12 protein-coding genes are annotated in these 16731 nt (G+C 59.8%); 10 read left to right on the top strand and 2 right to left on the bottom strand.

The window, feature by feature from the left end:
- The first annotated feature begins 57 nt into the window (after nucleotides 1-57).
- Nucleotides 58-1848 (top strand): acyl-CoA dehydrogenase C-terminal domain-containing protein, encoded by a 1791-nt coding sequence (locus V7747_RS05600; protein WP_092286163.1) that lies wholly within the window; start codon nucleotides 58-60, stop codon nucleotides 1846-1848.
- 250 nt (nucleotides 1849-2098) lie between these two features.
- Nucleotides 2099-3886: an acyl-CoA dehydrogenase C-terminal domain-containing protein gene (locus V7747_RS05595; RefSeq protein ID WP_335615074.1), complete on the top strand. Its 1788-nt coding sequence runs from the start codon at nucleotides 2099-2101 to the stop codon at nucleotides 3884-3886.
- Between the two features lie 264 nt (nucleotides 3887-4150).
- On the opposite strand, the gene V7747_RS05590 is transcribed toward V7747_RS05595, so the two are convergent.
- Nucleotides 4151-4939, bottom strand: coding sequence for a 2-keto-4-pentenoate hydratase (locus tag V7747_RS05590; protein WP_335615073.1), 789 nt, complete (start codon nucleotides 4937-4939; stop codon nucleotides 4151-4153).
- On the bottom strand, nucleotides 4936-5844 hold the full coding sequence (locus V7747_RS05585; protein ID WP_335615072.1) for a TauD/TfdA dioxygenase family protein: 909 nt from the start codon (nucleotides 5842-5844) through the stop codon (nucleotides 4936-4938). Before V7747_RS05585 ends, V7747_RS05590 begins: the two co-directional genes overlap by 4 nt.
- Before the next feature lie 123 nt (nucleotides 5845-5967).
- Here V7747_RS05585 and V7747_RS05580 point away from each other — a divergent pair, with 123 nt between their 5' ends.
- From V7747_RS05580 to V7747_RS05545, 8 genes are all read left to right on the top strand, one after another.
- A complete protein-coding gene (locus tag V7747_RS05580) occupies nucleotides 5968-7011 on the top strand; it encodes an AraC family transcriptional regulator (protein WP_335615071.1) in 1044 nt (347 codons plus the stop codon).
- 91 nt (nucleotides 7012-7102) lie between these two features.
- A complete protein-coding gene (locus tag V7747_RS05575; RefSeq protein WP_335615070.1) occupies nucleotides 7103-7441 on the top strand; it encodes a YegP family protein in 339 nt (112 codons plus the stop codon).
- 324 nt (nucleotides 7442-7765) lie between these two features.
- The gene (gene amn, locus V7747_RS05570) at nucleotides 7766-9238 is read left to right on the top strand and encodes an AMP nucleosidase (RefSeq protein WP_335615069.1); all 1473 of its coding nucleotides are present in this window, start codon (nucleotides 7766-7768) and stop codon (nucleotides 9236-9238) included.
- Nucleotides 9239-9455: 217 nt separating this feature from the next.
- On the top strand, nucleotides 9456-10463 hold the full coding sequence (locus V7747_RS05565) for an HAD family hydrolase (RefSeq protein ID WP_335615068.1): 1008 nt from the start codon (nucleotides 9456-9458) through the stop codon (nucleotides 10461-10463).
- A gap of 149 nt (nucleotides 10464-10612) precedes the next feature.
- Complete coding sequence (locus tag V7747_RS05560) at nucleotides 10613-12532, top strand: metallophosphoesterase family protein (protein ID WP_335615067.1); 1920 nt, start codon at nucleotides 10613-10615, stop codon at nucleotides 12530-12532.
- Nucleotides 12533-12824: 292 nt separating this feature from the next.
- Nucleotides 12825-13277 carry a (2Fe-2S)-binding protein gene (locus V7747_RS05555; protein ID WP_335615066.1) on the top strand — a complete coding sequence of 151 codons (453 nt, stop codon included), beginning with the start codon at nucleotides 12825-12827 and terminating at the stop codon, nucleotides 13275-13277.
- Nucleotides 13278-13288: 11 nt separating this feature from the next.
- Nucleotides 13289-15472 carry a xanthine dehydrogenase family protein molybdopterin-binding subunit gene (locus V7747_RS05550; RefSeq protein WP_335615065.1) on the top strand — a complete coding sequence of 728 codons (2184 nt, stop codon included), beginning with the start codon at nucleotides 13289-13291 and terminating at the stop codon, nucleotides 15470-15472.
- Between the two features lie 11 nt (nucleotides 15473-15483).
- Entirely contained in the window at nucleotides 15484-16704 is a 1221-nt protein-coding gene (locus V7747_RS05545) for a cytochrome c (protein ID WP_335615064.1), read from the top strand.
- Nucleotides 16705-16731 lie beyond the last annotated feature (27 nt).

Genomic DNA, 16731 nt, shown 5'->3' with positions numbered 1-16731 from the left:
AACACCTGTATGAATAGCTGCCGCCGGTATGGTCCGGCTGCCCCTTGGAGAGCCAACATGCCCGAATACAACGCCCCCTTGCGTGACATGCACTTCGTGATGGATGAAGTGCTCGACTTTGCCGCTGGCTATGAAGCTTATGGGCTGGAAGATGCCTCGCCGGATCTGGTCAATGCCATTCTGGAAGAAGGCGCCAAGTTCACCCGCGATGTGCTGTCACCCCTGAATCGCACCGGCGACGAAGAAGGCTGCCATATCGATAACGGTGTGGTGACCACGCCCCAGGGTTTCAAGGAAGCCTACCGCCAGTATGTGGACAACGGCTGGGGCTCCATGACCGGGCCGGCAGAGTACGGCGGTCAGGGTTTGCCGTTCTCGCTGGGTTTGATTATCAGCGAAATGGTTGCTTCTGCGAACTATGCCTTCAGCATGTATCCTGGCCTGTCGCACGGCTGCTCCGCGGCTATCAGTGCCCACGGTACTCAGGAGCAGAAAGACCAGTACCTCAGCAAGCTGATCCCCGGTGAATGGACTGGCACCATGTGCCTGACCGAGCCGCATTGCGGTACCGACTTGGGCCTGATCAAGACCCGTGCCGTGCCGGAAGCGGATGGCAGTTACAAGATTACCGGCACCAAGATCTTCATTTCCTGCGGTGAGCACGACATGGCCGAGAACATCGTCCATCTGGTGCTGGCCAAGCTGCCCGACGCGCCTGCCGGCACCAAGGGTATCTCACTGTTCATCGTGCCCAAGTTCGTGCTCGACGCCAACGGCGAAAAGGGCGAGCGCAACAGCCTGATCTGTGGCTCGCTGGAGCACAAGATGGGTATCAAGGCCTCGGCCACCTGCGTAATGAACTTTGACGATGCCACCGGTTACCTGATCGGCGAGGCCAACAAGGGTCTGAACTGCATGTTCACCATGATGAACCACGCGCGCCTGGGTACCGGTATGCAGGGTCTGTGTCACGGTGAAGCCTCTTACCAGTCGGCTCTGGCTTACGCCAAGGACCGTCTGCAGATGCGTGCGTTGAGTGGCCCGGCGGCGCCTGAAAAGGCTGCTGATCCGATCATCGTGCACCCGGATGTACGCCGCATGCTGTTGACCATGAAAGCCTTTAACGAAGGCAACCGCGCGCTGACTTACTACACCGCCCAGTTGCTGGATAAGGCGCATTACGCCAAGGATGCAGACGAGCGGGCCAGTGCTGAAGCTCAGTTGGCCTTCCTAACGCCCATTTGCAAGGCCTTCATGACTGAAACCGGTCTTGAAGCCACCAGCCTGGGCATGCAGGTGTTTGGCGGCCACGGTTACATTCGCGAGTGGGGCCAGGAACAACAGATGCGTGACTGCCGCATTGCCCCTATTTATGAAGGCACCAACGGTATTCAGGCGCTTGACCTGCTGGGCCGTAAAGTTCTGGGTAGCCAGGGCAAACTGTTGACCGCCTTCACCAAACAGGTTCACAAGTTCTGTCAGGCCAACGAAGGCAACAGCCAGTTCTCCGCCGAAGTGGCCAAGCTGAACCAGTTGAATGCGCAGTGGGGCGAGATCACACAGCGTATCGCTGGCCGTGCCATGCAGAACCGCGAAGAAGTGGGCGCCAGCTCGATGGACTTCCTGATGTTCTCCGGTTACGTCATCCATGCCTTTATGTGGCTGAAGATGGCCATGGTCGCTCAGCAGAAGCTGGATGCCGGCACTTCGGAAGAAGACTTCTACAAGGCCAAACTGGCCACCCAGAACTTCTACTTCAAGCGCCTGCTGCCGCGTGCACAGGCTCACGTAGAGGCGCTGGACGCCGGTGCCGACAGCCTGATGGAAATGACTGCCGAGCAGTTCTAAGCACAGCGGTACGCATTTGCCGCACGCTGCAATTGAAAAGCCCCGACTGGTTCGGGGCTTTTTTGTGGCTGGCCGAGCAGGTTGGGTAATTCCTGCCATGCTGAATCACTCGGTGTTGGCGTCGATCATATGCGTGACTGATATATAGTTAAAAGTCATAAAAAGACGCTATAGGTTTTTTTGTTGTCGCGCTACAATCCCGATCCTGTTCCGGTATGGTCCGGGCGCACTTGTTGATGAGGAGATTTTCATGGCCGATTACAAAGCCCCACTGCGTGACATCCGCTTCGTGCTCAATGAAGTATTTGATGCCGATACTCTTTGGCAGAGCCTGCCGGGTCTGGACGGCGCCATTGATGCGGAAACCGCCGATGCCATGCTGGAAGAAGCCGGCAAGATCACCTCCAATACCATCGCACCGCTGAACCGCAGTGGCGATGAAGAGGGTGCGCAGTGGAACGACACTGTGGTCACGACGCCTGCGGGCTTCAAGGAAGCCTTCAAGACCTACGCCGAAGGTGGCTGGGTTGGTCTGGGCGGCAACCCCGAGTACGGCGGACTGGGCATGCCCAAGACGCTGGGCGTGCAGGTTGAAGAAATGGTCTATGGCGCCAATAACAGCTTCGCGCTGTATCCGGCGCTGACCGCTGGCTGCTGTCTGGCGCTGGACGCCCACGGCAGTGAAGAGCTGAAGCAGGCCTACTTGCCCAATATGTATGCGGGCGTGTGGTCCGGCACCATGTGTCTGACCGAGCCGCACTGCGGCACCGATCTGGGCATCATCCGCACCAAGGCCGTACCTGAGGCCGATGGCAGCTACCTGGTCAGCGGCACCAAGATCTTCATTACCGGTGGTGAGCACGACCTGACCGAGAACATTATTCACCTGGTGCTGGCCAAACTGCCCGACGCGCCGGCTGGCCCCAAGGGTATTTCGCTGTTCCTGGTGCCCAAGTTCATGGTCAACGACGACGGCTCGCTGGGTGAGCGCAACCCGGTTACCTGTGGCTCGATTGAACACAAGATGGGTATCAAAGGCTCGGCTACCTGTGTGATGAACTTTGATTCTGCCCGCGGCTATTTGGTGGGTGAGGTGAACAAGGGGCTCAACGCCATGTTCACCATGATGAACTACGAGCGTCTTTCCATCGGTATTCAGGGCATTGGTTGCTCGGAAGCCTCTTACCAGAGCGCTGTAGACTACGCTCGCGAGCGTATTCAGAGCCGCGCGCCGACCGGTGCTGTACAGCCCGAGAAAGCCGCCGACCCCATCATCGTGCACCCCGATGTACGTCGCATGCTGCTGACCATCAAGGCCATGACCGAAGGTAGCCGTGCTTTCTCCACTTACGTGGGCATGCAGCTGGATATCAGCAAGTACGCTGACGAGCCTGAGGCCAAGAAGAAAGGTGAAGACCTGGTTGCCCTGCTGACGCCGGTCGCCAAGGCGTTCTTCACCGATGTTGGCTTCGAGAACTGTGTTCACGGCCAGCAGGTCTTCGGTGGCCACGGTTACATCCGCGAGTGGGGGCAGGAGCAACTGGTGCGTGACGCCCGTATCGCGCAGATCTATGAAGGCACCAACGGCATTCAGGCGCTGGACCTGATGGGCCGCAAAACCGTTGCTAACGGTGGCGCGTTCTTCAAGGTATTTGCCGAGGAGGTGCGCGGGTTTGTGGCAGACAACGGCGCCGACGAGCTGGCCGAGTTTGTGCAGCCGCTGGGTAAGGCGCTGAGCAACCTGGAGGCACTGACCGCGGAAGTGATCGAGCGCAGCCAGAGCAATCCGAACGAAGTGGGCGCTGCCTCTGTCGAGTACCTGCATGTATTTGGCTACACCGCGTATGCCTATATGTGGGCGAAGATGGCTAAGGTAGCCCTGGCCAAGATTGGTGCGGATGAGACCGGTTTCTACAGTGCCAAGCTGGGCACCGCGCGTTTCTTCGTCAAGCGTCTGTTGCCGCGTATCCACTCGCTGAGCGAGTCGGTACGTGCCGGCAGTGAGCCGCTGTTCGAACTGGACGCGTCGCAGTTTTGAGCAAGCGCCCGGCTCAGGCCGGGCCGGGCAGCTTAAATGTAAGCAAATGCTTACACGCTGTGATGACAATGACTTATGGGCACTTCCTGAGAACCTGCGTAGTATCAACTTCGCTAGGAGCACCGCAGGAAGCGATCCAAACAACAGGGAATAGGGACAGTGCCTCGGAGAGGCAATGCCATTACGGATGATCAGGATCTATTCTGCAAAACCCCGCCTCGGCGGGGTTTTTTCTTATCTGCATTACGATCCAAGCCTCAAGCCTCAAGCCTTAAAACGACAGCTCACCTCACCCAGCCCGCCCACCCGCAACGTCAACTGATCTCCCTCTGCAATTGGGTGCAGCCCGGTCAGTGCGCCGGTCAGGATGATATCGCCGGCCTTGATGCGGCCGCCGTTGCGCAACAGATCACGCACCAGCCATAAGCAGGCTTCGATCGGATCACCCATGGCGCTGCCAGTATTGCCCTCGGCCACCTGCACACCATTGATTTCCAGGGTCGCGGTCAGTGTGCTGACGTCGATATCGGTAGAATTCCGTTGCGGCTCGCCCAGCAGGTAACCGCCGGAAGACAAATTATCTGCCACTGCGTCGAACAGCGTTTTCGGCCAGCCAGCGATGGCGGAGTCGCAGATTTCCAGCGCCGGTACTATGGCGTGCAGTGCGGCGACCAGTTGGCCGCGGTTCAGCTCGGGGTCGCTCAGCTCTTCGGCAAAGATCATCGCCACTTCAATTTCTGCGCGCGGCGCGAGAAAGTCGGCATAGGGCAGCGTCGTGCCGGCCTGATACTGCGCGCTGGCCAGCAACACACCCTGCAGCGGCCCGTCGAGCCCAAGCGCAGCTTGCGCCTTTGGGTTGCTGACGCCCAGCTTGTAACCGGCGATGCGGTCGCCCCGCGCAAGGCTGAGCTGCCGCCACTGCCTTTGTGCTGCGTAGGCTTGCGCCAGATCGCCAATCTGGCAGCGCTCCACGATAGAGGCGCAGGGGGTTTTATCGGCACGGGCTTGCAGTAGCAGTCGGGCTGCCTCATCAGGTTGGCTGGCGGTCGTCATTTGGCGCTCCCTCGGGTCGGTTTTTCGCCGACTACTGTAGTGCGAAACATCTCGCGGCGCGCGCCAAAATAATCAGATATCGGCTGATGCCAGACGCAGCGGTTGTCCCAGATGGCCAGGGTGCCGGGCGTCCAGCGCATCCGGCAGGTAAAGGCTGGCGCGGTGGCGACACTGAACAGGTAATCCAGCAGCGGGCGCGATTCCTCCGCCTTCATGCCGGCGATACCCAGGGTGTACACCGGGTTGGCGAACAGTACCTCACGCCCGGTTTCCGGGTGAAGCGTAATCAGCGGGTGACGGCGCACGTCCTTCTCCACGCTTTCGCCATAAACAATCTTCATGCTCTCCAGCCCGGCGTTGTGCTTGGCGTTGGGGCCATAGCCGAACTCGGGGCTGTGCACGCCATCCAGCCCGCGCAAGGTATCGCGTAGCGTGTCGGACAGCCACTCGCAGGCCAGATACATATTGTTGAACAGGGTATCGCCGCCGCTGGGCGGGACATCCTTGCCGTAGAGCAGGGTGAAGGCGGGCGGGCGCTCCTGAAACGACCAGTCGGAGTGCCAGGCGCCGCCAAACACGATGGGCGTCTGCTCGCTGGCTTCTTTCACCACGTGCACCACATGCGGGTGATCTGGCATGGGTTTAACGTAGGGCTCGACGCCAAACTCGCCAAAGCGCTGGGTTACCGCTTCCAGTTGCTCAACGCTGAGCTGCTGGTCGCGAATGAACAGCACGCCATGGTCCATCAGTGCCTGGCGCAGCGCGGCCTGGCCGGGCTCGCTGAGATTGTTCAGGTCAATGTCATGAATATCGGCGCCGAGCGAGCCAGCGACCGGGCGCACGCTGAAATACTCGCTGGGGCGTGCCTGGTTGTTGCCGGCATGGGTGTAGAAAAATTCAGGCATGGCTCTCACCTCTGTGGTTGTTATTGGGGCGATGAACAAAGCTTGCAGCAAGCGACTGCACACGGCCATGATTAAAACTGACAAAACATGATGATTTCTGCCACTCAGCCCCAGGAGAAGACAATGAACTGGCGCGAGCGCCGTGACAGCACCAACGTGCACTACTTGTTGGCCACCGCAGGCCAGTTGGGCGTGGCCAGCGAGACCTGTCTGCAGTCCAGCGCTCTGACCCTGGAGGGATTACGGGCCGGCGATAGCATTGAGCTGTGGCAGGAGCTGGCGGTGGTCCGCAATCTAGTGACGGCCTGCCCGCAGCCGGGGTTGGGCCTGCTCTTGGGCGAGCACTATCACCTCACCAGCCTCGGCTTGCTGGGTTACACCATGCTGGCCAGCCGCTCACTGGCCGACGCGCTGGAGGTCAGCAGTCGTTTTCGTGCGCTGTCGCTGTCGATTTGTCCGGTCAGCCTGCAGCCAGACCCGCAGGGGGTCTATTTGACGCTGGATCAGAGTGTCTTGCCGGACGATGCGTGGGCCACCGTCATCGAACGCGGATTGGGCGCCTGGCTGCGAGTGTTCGGTGAGTTGCTGCAGCGCCCTTTCGTGCCCTTAAAGGTCGAGTTGAACCTGAACCAGCCGGCTAGCTTGGCACGGTATTGCGAGTACTTTGGATGCAGCGTTGACTTGCAGGCCGGGCGTAATGCCATGCTGATCGCCGCAGCGGATCTGCACGCGCCGCTGCCGTTGGCCAACAGCATGACCCAGGCCGCTTGCGCCAGCCTGTGCCAGCAGCTGTGTGCCAGCGCCGAGCAAGTTCATACACCGCTGGCGCGTCAGGTCATGCAGGCGCTATTGAGTCACACCGGCGGTAGTCTGGGCGCGGTCGAGGTGGCAGGCCTGCTGGGGCTGTCCGAGCGCAGCCTGCACCGGCGCCTGGCATTGGAAGGGCATGCTTTTCGGCTGCTGGACGCCCGCGTGCGCTGCAATCTGGCCGAGCAGCTGCTGCGTGATACCGATCTGCGGCTTGATGCCATTGCCCAGCAATTGGGCTACACCGAGGCGGCCAGTTTCTCGCGCGCGTTCAAACGCTGGAAAGGCGAGTCGCCGGCGCACTGGCGCCGGCAGCAGCGTTTTGCGCCCAACGCTGGTGCTGCGGGTCTGCTGACCTAGCCGCGAAGCGCTTTTTTGAGACGGCTTGATTTGCCTGACTATACTGCCAAGAGGTGCCCTTGCTGGGCAGTTGTCAAAAAGGAGCGGTGTTATGGCTGGGTGGTACGAGTTGAGCAGAAGTACGGACGGACAGTTCCGCTTTGTTCTCAAGGCGGGTAACGCAGAAACCATTCTCACCAGCGAGTTGTACACGACGCGCGCCAGCGCGGATAACGGCATTGCGTCGGTGCAGAAGAACTGCACCGACGACACGCGCTTTGAGCGCAAGGAGGCCAAGAACGGAAAACATTATTTCAACCTCAAGGCGGCTAATCATCAGGTAATCGGCACCAGCCAGATGTACGCGGCGGCGCGCAATTGCGAGACGGGCATCGAGTCGGTCAAGAACAATGGTGTGAGTACCGTGATCAAGGACAAGACCGCCGACTGAGTCGGCTCAGCGCGCGGTCTTGCCGCGCGCTATGTCCTGCTGTACCTCAAGGCTAGGCAGAGATTATCTAGCCATGATCTGCGCCGAGCGCGGTTAGGTTGCTGATCATCCGTCGCTCGCGCACCCGCCGATGGCGTGGATTATCCCCTTTCGCTGATCAAACTGTGTTCGCCCGCGGTAGTCCGCACCGCGGCTATTTGTCCAACCCATCTGCACGCAAAGGGAGCGGCTCGGGCGGGCGCCTGGGACGCCACTGCTTTGTTGCTTGGCGTGCGAGGCCGGCGGCAGGCAAGATAGGGGCATGTGAACAGCCCGAGGTACGCCATGAACCCATGCCCAGATGACTTTGTTGTAGTGACCAGCCCTGAAGAGGCGGTAGATCGCCTGGCGGCGCTGCACCAGGAGGCCACCAGCGCCCTGCGCGAGGCGCTCAAGCAGTATATGGCCGACCGCACGCGCCCACCCGCCGGCCGTTGCGCCTTCCGGTACCCTGAATTGCGCCTGACTTATCACTGCCAAGGCGAGGTGCCCAGCACAGTGCGCGCCTACGCCAAGGTACAGGTCCCGGGCACGTACAGCGTGACCGTGACCCAGCCGGCAGCCTTCCGGCGCTATCTGCTGGATCAGTTGCGCCCGTTGATGAGCGACTTCACGGTTACCGTCGAGGTTGGCTCCAGTCAGGCGAATATTCCCTATCCCTACGTCGTAGAACAGGGGGATGAGCTCGGCGCCTCCGGCGTGACGGCTGCCGAGCTGGCGCGAGTATTCCCCAGTACCGACCTGTCCGCGGCCAACGATGGCACGGCCGATGGTCTGTACGACTGGGAAAACATCGACCCCTTGCCCCTGGCGCTGTTCGATGCCGCGCGCACCGATTTCTCGCTGCGCCGGCTGGTGCATTACACCGGCAGCGACTGGCGCCATGTACAGCCTTGGATTCTGCTGACCAACTACCACCGCTATGTGGATCAGTTCATCCGCCACGGGCTGGATATGCTGCTCGGCGACACACGCTTTCAGCGCATGGTGCTGCCGGGCAATGTGGTGATCGAGCGCGGCATGGCCGAGGGCGAGATGCAGGCGATCATCGAAAGTGTGGTCTGGCACCGTTATCAGATGCCCGCGTATCACCTGCAGGCCGCAAATCCTGCTGAGGGCATCACACTGGTGAACATCGGTGTGGGGCCTTCCAATGCCAAGAACATAACCGACCACTTGGCGGTGCTGCGCCCGCACTGCTGGCTGATGATCGGCCATTGCGGCGGCCTGCGCCAATCACAGACCATCGGCGACTACGTGCTGGCCCACGCTTACATGCGCCGCGATGGCATTCTTGATCGTGTGCTGCCGCCGAATATTCCGCTGCCGGCATTGGCTGAAGTGCAGCAGGCCTTGCAACAAGCTGCCGCCGAGGTGACGGGCGAGCAGGGCGATGCCCTCAAGCGCCGCCTGCGTACCGGTACGGTGCTGACCTACGATGACCGCAACTGGGAGCTGCGCTGGGCGCAGGAGCGGCCATTGATCAATATGGCGCGTGCCATTGCCGTGGACATGGAAAGCGGCACCATCGCGGCTCAGGGTTATCGCCTGCGGGTACCCTACGGCACGCTGCTCTGCGTTTCCGACAAGCCGCTGCACAGTGAAATCAAACTGCCGGGCGCTGCTGGGGCCTTTTATGAGCGTGCCGTCACCCAGCATTTGCACATCGGCATTCATGCGTTGGAGTTGCTGCGCAGCCAGCTCGACTCGCTGCATTCACGCAAGTTGCGCAGCTTTGACGAGCCGCCGTTCCGCTGATCTTGACCCTTGCGCCGCCGCGGAAATTGCGCGGCGGCGATCCTCTACTAAGCTGAAGCGTGCACAGGGCGGCGCGCTGTTCCTGCATGCGGCGGATTGAATATCAGCGCTGCTGTGCAAGATACCATTGCCAGTACAGTCGCCAGGCAGTTTGCTTGCGCGGCTGGGCGGTGGGCTACTGTCGCTTTCTACAACACGTGGAATGAGGTAGATCCACATGCGCTTCAAACAGCTGGGCTTTATCGCCGCCCTGTCTCTGAGTGCCCTGGCCGGTCCAGGTATGGCACAGACTGCAGACCCTCTGCCGTCCTGGAACGATGGCGTCAGTAAAACCGCCATCATCAATTTTGTTGAGAAAGTCACCAAAGAGGGAGGCAGTGACTTTGTCGCCCCGCCAGAGCGCATCGCCACCTTTGATAACGACGGCACCCTCTGGAGTGAGCAACCGCTGTACTTCCAGGGGCTGTTTGCTCTGGATCAGGTACGCGAACAGGCGCCAAACCACCCTGAATGGAAAACCGAGGAGCCCTATAAAAGCGTATTGGCCGGCGACACCAAGGCAGTCATGGCCTCGGGCATGGACGGTTTGATGAAAATCATTGGCGCCTCTCACGCCAACGTGACCAGCGAGGAGTTTGCCGCTTCGGTCAGCGAGTGGCTGAGCACGGCGCAGCATCCCACCAAGAAACAGCCATACAACGAACTGGTCTATCAGCCGATGCTGGAGCTGCTGGATTACCTGCGTGCCAATGGCTTCAAAACCTTCATCGTTTCTGGCGGCGGTATTGACTTCATGCGCGTATTTGCCGAGCAGGCCTATGGCATTCCGCCAGAACAGGTGGTTGGCTCTACCCTGGACGCCAAGTTCGAGATGCGCGACGGCGTACCGACCATCGTAAAAACCGGCGACCTGTTGCTCAATGACGACAAGGTCGGAAAGCCAGTGGGTATCTACCGCCACATTGGTCGTCAACCGATCTTTGCTGCCGGTAATTCCGACGGTGACCTGCAGATGCTGCAGTACACCACCATCGCCCGCGATGCCGAGGACACCACGCCACGTTTTGGTCTGATCGTGCATCACACCGACGCCGAGCGCGAATGGGCCTACGACAAGGATTCTCACATTGGCAAGCTGGACCAAGGGTTGGTCGAGGCCGAGCAGCGCAACTGGACAGTGGTCGATATGAAGGCTGACTGGAAAACGGTTTACCCGGACAACTGATCAGGAGCAGGCCAGTTGCGGTGCTACGCCGTACTGGCCTCTCTGCCCGATCAACCCTGTCTTTTTTATTTAACTGCTCTGTCTCGGGCGTGTCACGCCCTATGGGTAGCTTTTCGGACTCCATTCATGTTGTCTGAAAAGGAATTGAGATGTTTATCAGAACTGGAGTTGTGTCGTTAGTTGCCGGTGCCCTGCTAACCGGTTGTCTGTCTTCCAGTGATAGCGATGGCGACGAATCAAACACCCCCCCGCCACAACCGCCAGCAACCGCTGCTGCTCTGAAGGTTGGCATCATCCCTGATACCCAAGGCGGCGGTCAGAACACCTCTATCATGCCAATGCGTGCGCTGATGGAATTTTACCGCGAGCAGGAGGTTGACCTTCTGTTGGTGGTCGGCGACCTCTCTGAAGAGGCGACGCCTGCCGAGTATGCGCAGTGGCGCAGCGTAGTGGATGATTATCGCGATGACTTTGTCATGTTGCCGGTACAGGGAAACCATGACATCAAGGGCACCGATCAGGATTGGTACGACAATGTCAGCGATCTGATTCCGGAGGATGCAATCCAGATGGCCGGTCAGCGCGACAAGAACTACGCGCTGGTGCGCGGCAACGTGCTGATCATTTCGCTGTCCTACGGCCAACTGCCGTTCACCTACGACTTCACTCGCGAGATGATCGAGACCTACCGCGACGCGGTTGACCACATCATTGTCTCTACTCACAACACTATGGTGGGTTCGCGCTACGGCAACATCCGTGAACGGGTGGTGGAGGCCTATGATACCTCCGAGGGTGATCAGCAGTTCTCACTGGTGCATGACGATTATCGTCAGCTATTTGCCGACAACGATGTGATTTATGTGGCCGGGCATGAGCACCAGTATCTGCGTAGCTTAATCAAGGGGTATTACGGCGGTCACTATACCGAGCTGGTCAGCGGCAGTGCGTCCTATAAGGGCTATGACTCGCGCTACGGCGAGAGCGAGCTGATTCAGGACATGGTCATGGTAAAGATCAATGACGGCACATCCGGTACGCTGGATGTCAACGCCTCGATACTGACGTTCAATGACAAGCTGGTTGATTACCGCTCTTACTATGAGGCGCACACCATCAAGAGTAACGACGATGGCATGCGCGAATTGGCTGCCCCCCAGTGGAAGCTGGTTGACCGTTTTACGCGTACGACCGATCGTTGTGACAAGGTGGTCTATCCCGGCAGCATTCCGCCAGGTAATCAGCTCAACATGACCCATGACAAGAGCTATCGAACCAGTGCTTGCGTGTCGGGCAACGGCTACTCGGCGCGCATCCTTGACGGTGAAAACCGCATTTTCAACCGCTACGAAACCCGGACTCGCACTACCAACTTCGAGCCAGGTGTTTCTAGCGCAAAAAGCAACAACGAGTTGGCAGCACGCTACTACCGTTACCTGCATATTCCGCACGCCAGCTATTCGCCCAATCTCAACAACAGTCAGCGGGTACGTCTGATCAACGCGGGTACGGCTGACGAGGAGGTGGAAATCCGCGAAACCACCATCGATCTGAAAAAGCAGGTCTCGCTGAGCTGGACTGCGCCGCGCGATGGCGCTGTGTCGGATGTGCTTATTGTCAGTGGCATTCAGGGTCAAGACGGCACCTTTAGCAGTGCCCGCGGCGTCATGAAGAATATCCGGACCGATGTTGGCCTCCCCGGTAGCTTCGGCGATGGCAGCGAACAGGCCAAGCAGCCAGTCGCTTTGCCAGCTGGTCGTGTTAACAGTAACTGGGTACTGGATGACGACGAGCGTGGTGACGATTATGTTCTGCAGTTAAGTCTGCCGGATGATGCCAATGCTGAAGAGCTGGCTCTGGCACGCTGGGATGTTGAGGCGCAGGGCTGGCAGCGGGTGGTCGCCGATGAGTGCATCAGCTCTGCTGGCTACGACAGTAGCTACCTGGTCAGCTTGCCGGCCGATGTGCCGGGCGAGTGCGCCACGGCAGCAGGGGTGGTCACTGTGGGCAGCGATTATGCCTGGGCCCGTCTGGACCGGGACGGAGCCTACGCGCTGATTGCTCGCTAAGCCAAAAAAGGGCGTAGTGGATCGTCGAATCTGCTACGCCCTGTGGTGATGTTTCAAACTACATACAGCTGTATTCAGGGGTATTGTTCTATCGCCCCGCACGCCAATAGCGCTACTCTCATCTTCTATCCTTCGCCTTTATTCGAATAATTGCTGCTGTCTTCCAGCTGCTGAATGTCTCGACATTGAGGTGATTGGGATTCGCCTTGTGTTGGCTCACCTGCGTCTCGCGGTGAAACCAACTGCTAGAGTGTATAAAAAATAACGAAATCCGTGCCGTGATGAGGTCGCTATGAACCTGCTGTCTGTTAATGGTGAACAACACCAACTCGATGTTCCGGACGATATGCCGCTGTTGTGGGTGCTGCGTGATGTGCTGGGGCTGACGGGAACCAAATTTGGCTGCGGCATCGCGCAATGCGGTGCCTGTACTGTGCATCTGGATGGACAGGCGGTGCGGTCCTGTGTGCTGCCGGTTGGTGCGGTGGCCGGCAAAGCGATTACCACGATCGAAGCGGTGGGCCAGAGCGCTGTGGGCGCCAAGGTGCAGCAAGCCTGGCTTGAACATGAAGTGGTGCAATGCGGTTATTGCCAGTCTGGGCAGATCATGTCGGCCACGGCGCTGTTGCAGCAGAATCCGACGCCTGACGACGCCGCCATTGATAGCGGCATGGCCGGTAACATCTGCCGCTGTGGGACCTACACGCGCATTCGCGCGGCAATCAAAGACGTCAGTCAGGCCTGAGGGGAACAGCAATGGACAAGTCTAGCCTGGCGCTGTCGCGCCGTGGTTTTCTGAAAGGCTCCAGTGCTGCGCTGGGTGGCCTGGTGTTGAGTACCTGGTTGCCGGGTTTTGCGCCGCGCAGCGTGGCGGCCGAAGCTACGGCTGCTGGTCGTCTCGGCGATCAGTCGCCACGCGCCTACGGCGCCTATGTGCGGGTCGGCCATGATGGTCTGGTCACGGTCATTTCGCCCAAAATCGAGATGGGCCAGGGCGCGCATACCGGTATTGCGATGATGGTGGCAGAGGAGCTGGAAGTACCGCTGTCTGCCGTGACCATCGAAGACGCGCCACCGGACAGCGAGCTGTATGCCGATTCGCTGATGCAGTTTCAGGCCACAGGTGGCTCTACCTCGACGCGCCATTCCTGGCAGCCATTGCGCGAAGCTGGCGCCACGGCGCGTCTGTTGCTGATTCAGGCTGCGGCGGCGCGCTGGGGTGTGGATGCCGCGCAATGCCATGCGAAAAACGGCGAGGTGTTTGGCCCGGCTGAACAGAAGCTGGGTTATGGCGAGCTGGTTGATGCCGCCAGCGAATTGCCGCTGCCAACCGAGGTGGTGCTGAAAACGCCGGAGCAGTTCACCTTGCTGGGTACTCCGGCACAGCGTATCGATACGCCGAACAAGGTCAACGGCAAGGCGCAGTTCACCATCGATCTGAGCGTGCCGGATATGCTGATTGCCTCAACCCTGACCTGCCCGGTCTACGGCGGCACATTGCGCAGCGTGGATGCTTCGGCAGCCAAAGTGGTGCCGGGCGTGCGCGATGTGATCAAGCTCGCTAACGCCGTCGCGGTAACCGCCAGCAATTACTGGGCCTGCCAGCAGGGTCTCAAGGCGCTGACAATCGAGTGGGACCTGGGCGAGAACGCCAGTATCAACTCGGCGCAACTGGATGAGGCGCTGCAGCAGGCCAGCTCACGCGATGGCGTAGTGGCGCACAATGCGGGCGATTTCGGCAAGGCGCTGGAGGGGGCCGCCAGCCGCTTCGAAGCCGTGTACGAGCAGGCTTTCTTGTCGCATTCGCCGTTGGAGCCGATGACCTGTGTGGCGCATGTTCGTCCGGATGCTTGCGAGCTGTGGGTCGGCACCCAGGTGCCGGTGTTTGCCCAGCAAACCGCCGCCAAGCTCAGTGGTTTGCCGCCGGACAAGATCATCATTCACAACCAGTTGATCGGCGGCGCCTTCGGCCGACGGCTGGATTACGACTTTATTACTCAGGCGGTGGATGTTGCGCGGCATGTCAGTTACCCGATCAAGCTGATCTGGAGCCGTGAAGAAGACATGACCCACGATATGTACCGTCCGCAGTACGCCGATCGCCTGACCGCGGCGCTGGATGCCGACGGCAAGCCGACCGGCTGGCAGCATCGTATCGCTGGTGCTTCGGTACTGGGCCGTTACATGGGTAGCCTGCCGGAGAACGGCGTTGATGGCGACGCGGTCGAGGTGGCTATCGATCCGATCTATGCATTGCCGAATCTGCTGGTCAATTATGTGCGTGAGGAGCCCAAGGTGATTCCGGTTTCCTGGTGGCGTGGGGTAGGGCCGCTGCGCAGCACCTATGCGCTGGAGTGCTTTATTGACGAGCTGGCGCTGAATGCTGGCGCTGATCCGGTGGAGTACCGGCTCGGCCTCATGGCAGAGCATCCGCGCGCGCAGGCGGTGTTACGGCTGGCGGCAGAGAAGGCCGGTTGGGGTAACAGCTTGCCGGATGGGCAGGGGCGTGGGGTCGCGGTAAGCGCGGTATTCGGCAGCTATGTCGCGACTGTGGTTGAAATGGAGATGCTGGGTGACAAGGCGATCCGCATCAAGCGACTGGTCAGTGCTATTGATTGTGGCCTGGTAACCAACCCTACCTCGGTGCAGGCACAGATCGAAGGGGGCACACTGTTCGGCCTTTCGGCCTCGCTGTTCAACGAGATTCTGGTCGAACAGGGCGTGGTACAACAGACCAATTTCCACAATTACCGTCAGCTACGCATCAGCGATGCGCCAGGCGTGGAGGTGCACATAGTGCCTAGTCTGAAGGCGCCGGGCGGGGTGGGTGAGACGGGTACGGCGTTGATCGGCCCGGCCTTGGTCAATGCGCTGCATGCTGCATCCGGGACGCGTTTGCGTCGTCTGCCACTGAGCCGTGCCGGCTACTACCCGGCTTAAGGAGACTGACCATGCGTTTCAATCATTTAGTCATGCTGTGCCTGGGGTTGTCCGGGCTGTCGAGCACGGTTCTGGCCGCAGATGCCGAGCTGATCGAGCGCGGCAAGTATCTGGCCACCGCCGCAGATTGTGTGGCGTGCCACACCACGCCCGGCGGCAAGCCGTTTGCCGGGGGCGTGGAGTTCAAGTTGCCTTTCGGCTCGCTGTTTTCCCCCAATATCACCCCGGATGACGAGACCGGCATTGGCAGCTGGAGCGATGACGACTTTGTCAGCGCCCTGCACAGTGGCGTCGGCAAGGATGGCAAGCATTACTATCCGGCCTTCCCCTATACCTCTTACACGCTGATGCCGGAAGACGAGGTGCTGGCGATCAAAGCCTATCTGTCCAGTCTGGAACCAGTGAAGCAGGCGCCGCCAGAGAATACCCTGAGTTTTCCGTTCAACCAGCGCTGGGGCATGTTCTTCTGGAATCTGCTGTTTCTGGATGAGGGGCGCTATGAGCCCGATCCGCAGCAGAGCGCGGAGTGGAACCGTGGTGCCTACCTGGTGAAGGGGCCGGGCCACTGCGCCGAATGCCATACGCCGCGCAATATGTTCCAGGCGCTCGACAGCGGTCAGCCACTGGCGGGCAATCTGGTGCAGGGCTGGCAGGCTTACAACATCAGTGCCGATGAAACCTACGGCATTGGCGCCTGGAGCGAGGCAGAACTGATCAGCTACATGAGTCAGGGGCATGCCGCGGGCAAGGGCGTTGCGGCCGGACCAATGGCTGAGGTGGTAGAGATGAGCCTGCAGCACCTGCAGCAGAGCGATCTCGCTGCTATCGCGACCTATCTGCTCAGCACTGAACCACAGGCCCAAGGCATTGCGCGACCCGACAAGCAGCCTGACGGCATGCCCGCGGAACGCAACCTGGGCGTCAAGGTATTTGCCGACGCTTGTGCCAGCTGTCACAGCTGGGACGGTACCGGTAATCAGACCCCGATCGCCACGCTGATGGGCCTGAAAACGGTTAATGATCCCGAGGCGACCAACCTGCTGGGCATACTGCTGACTGGGCACAGTGAATCGGGGCAACCTGTCGATCAGCACATGCCGCGCTTTGCCGAAGGCTATAGCGATCCTGAATTGGCCGCAGTCAGCAGTTTCGTGCTGCAGCACTTTGGCCAGAGCGGCGCCAGCGTGAGTGCCGAGGATGTGGCCGCCAAGCGCGGCAACACCGGGCATTGAATGTGTGTATGAACGACGGCAAGCCGC

The organism is Halopseudomonas sp., assembly GCF_036960865.1.
In the GTDB taxonomy this organism is placed as follows: domain Bacteria; phylum Pseudomonadota; class Gammaproteobacteria; order Pseudomonadales; family Pseudomonadaceae; genus Halopseudomonas.
Note: the sequence above shows the minus strand (reverse complement) of the source record. Positions and strands in the feature narration are given on the sequence as shown.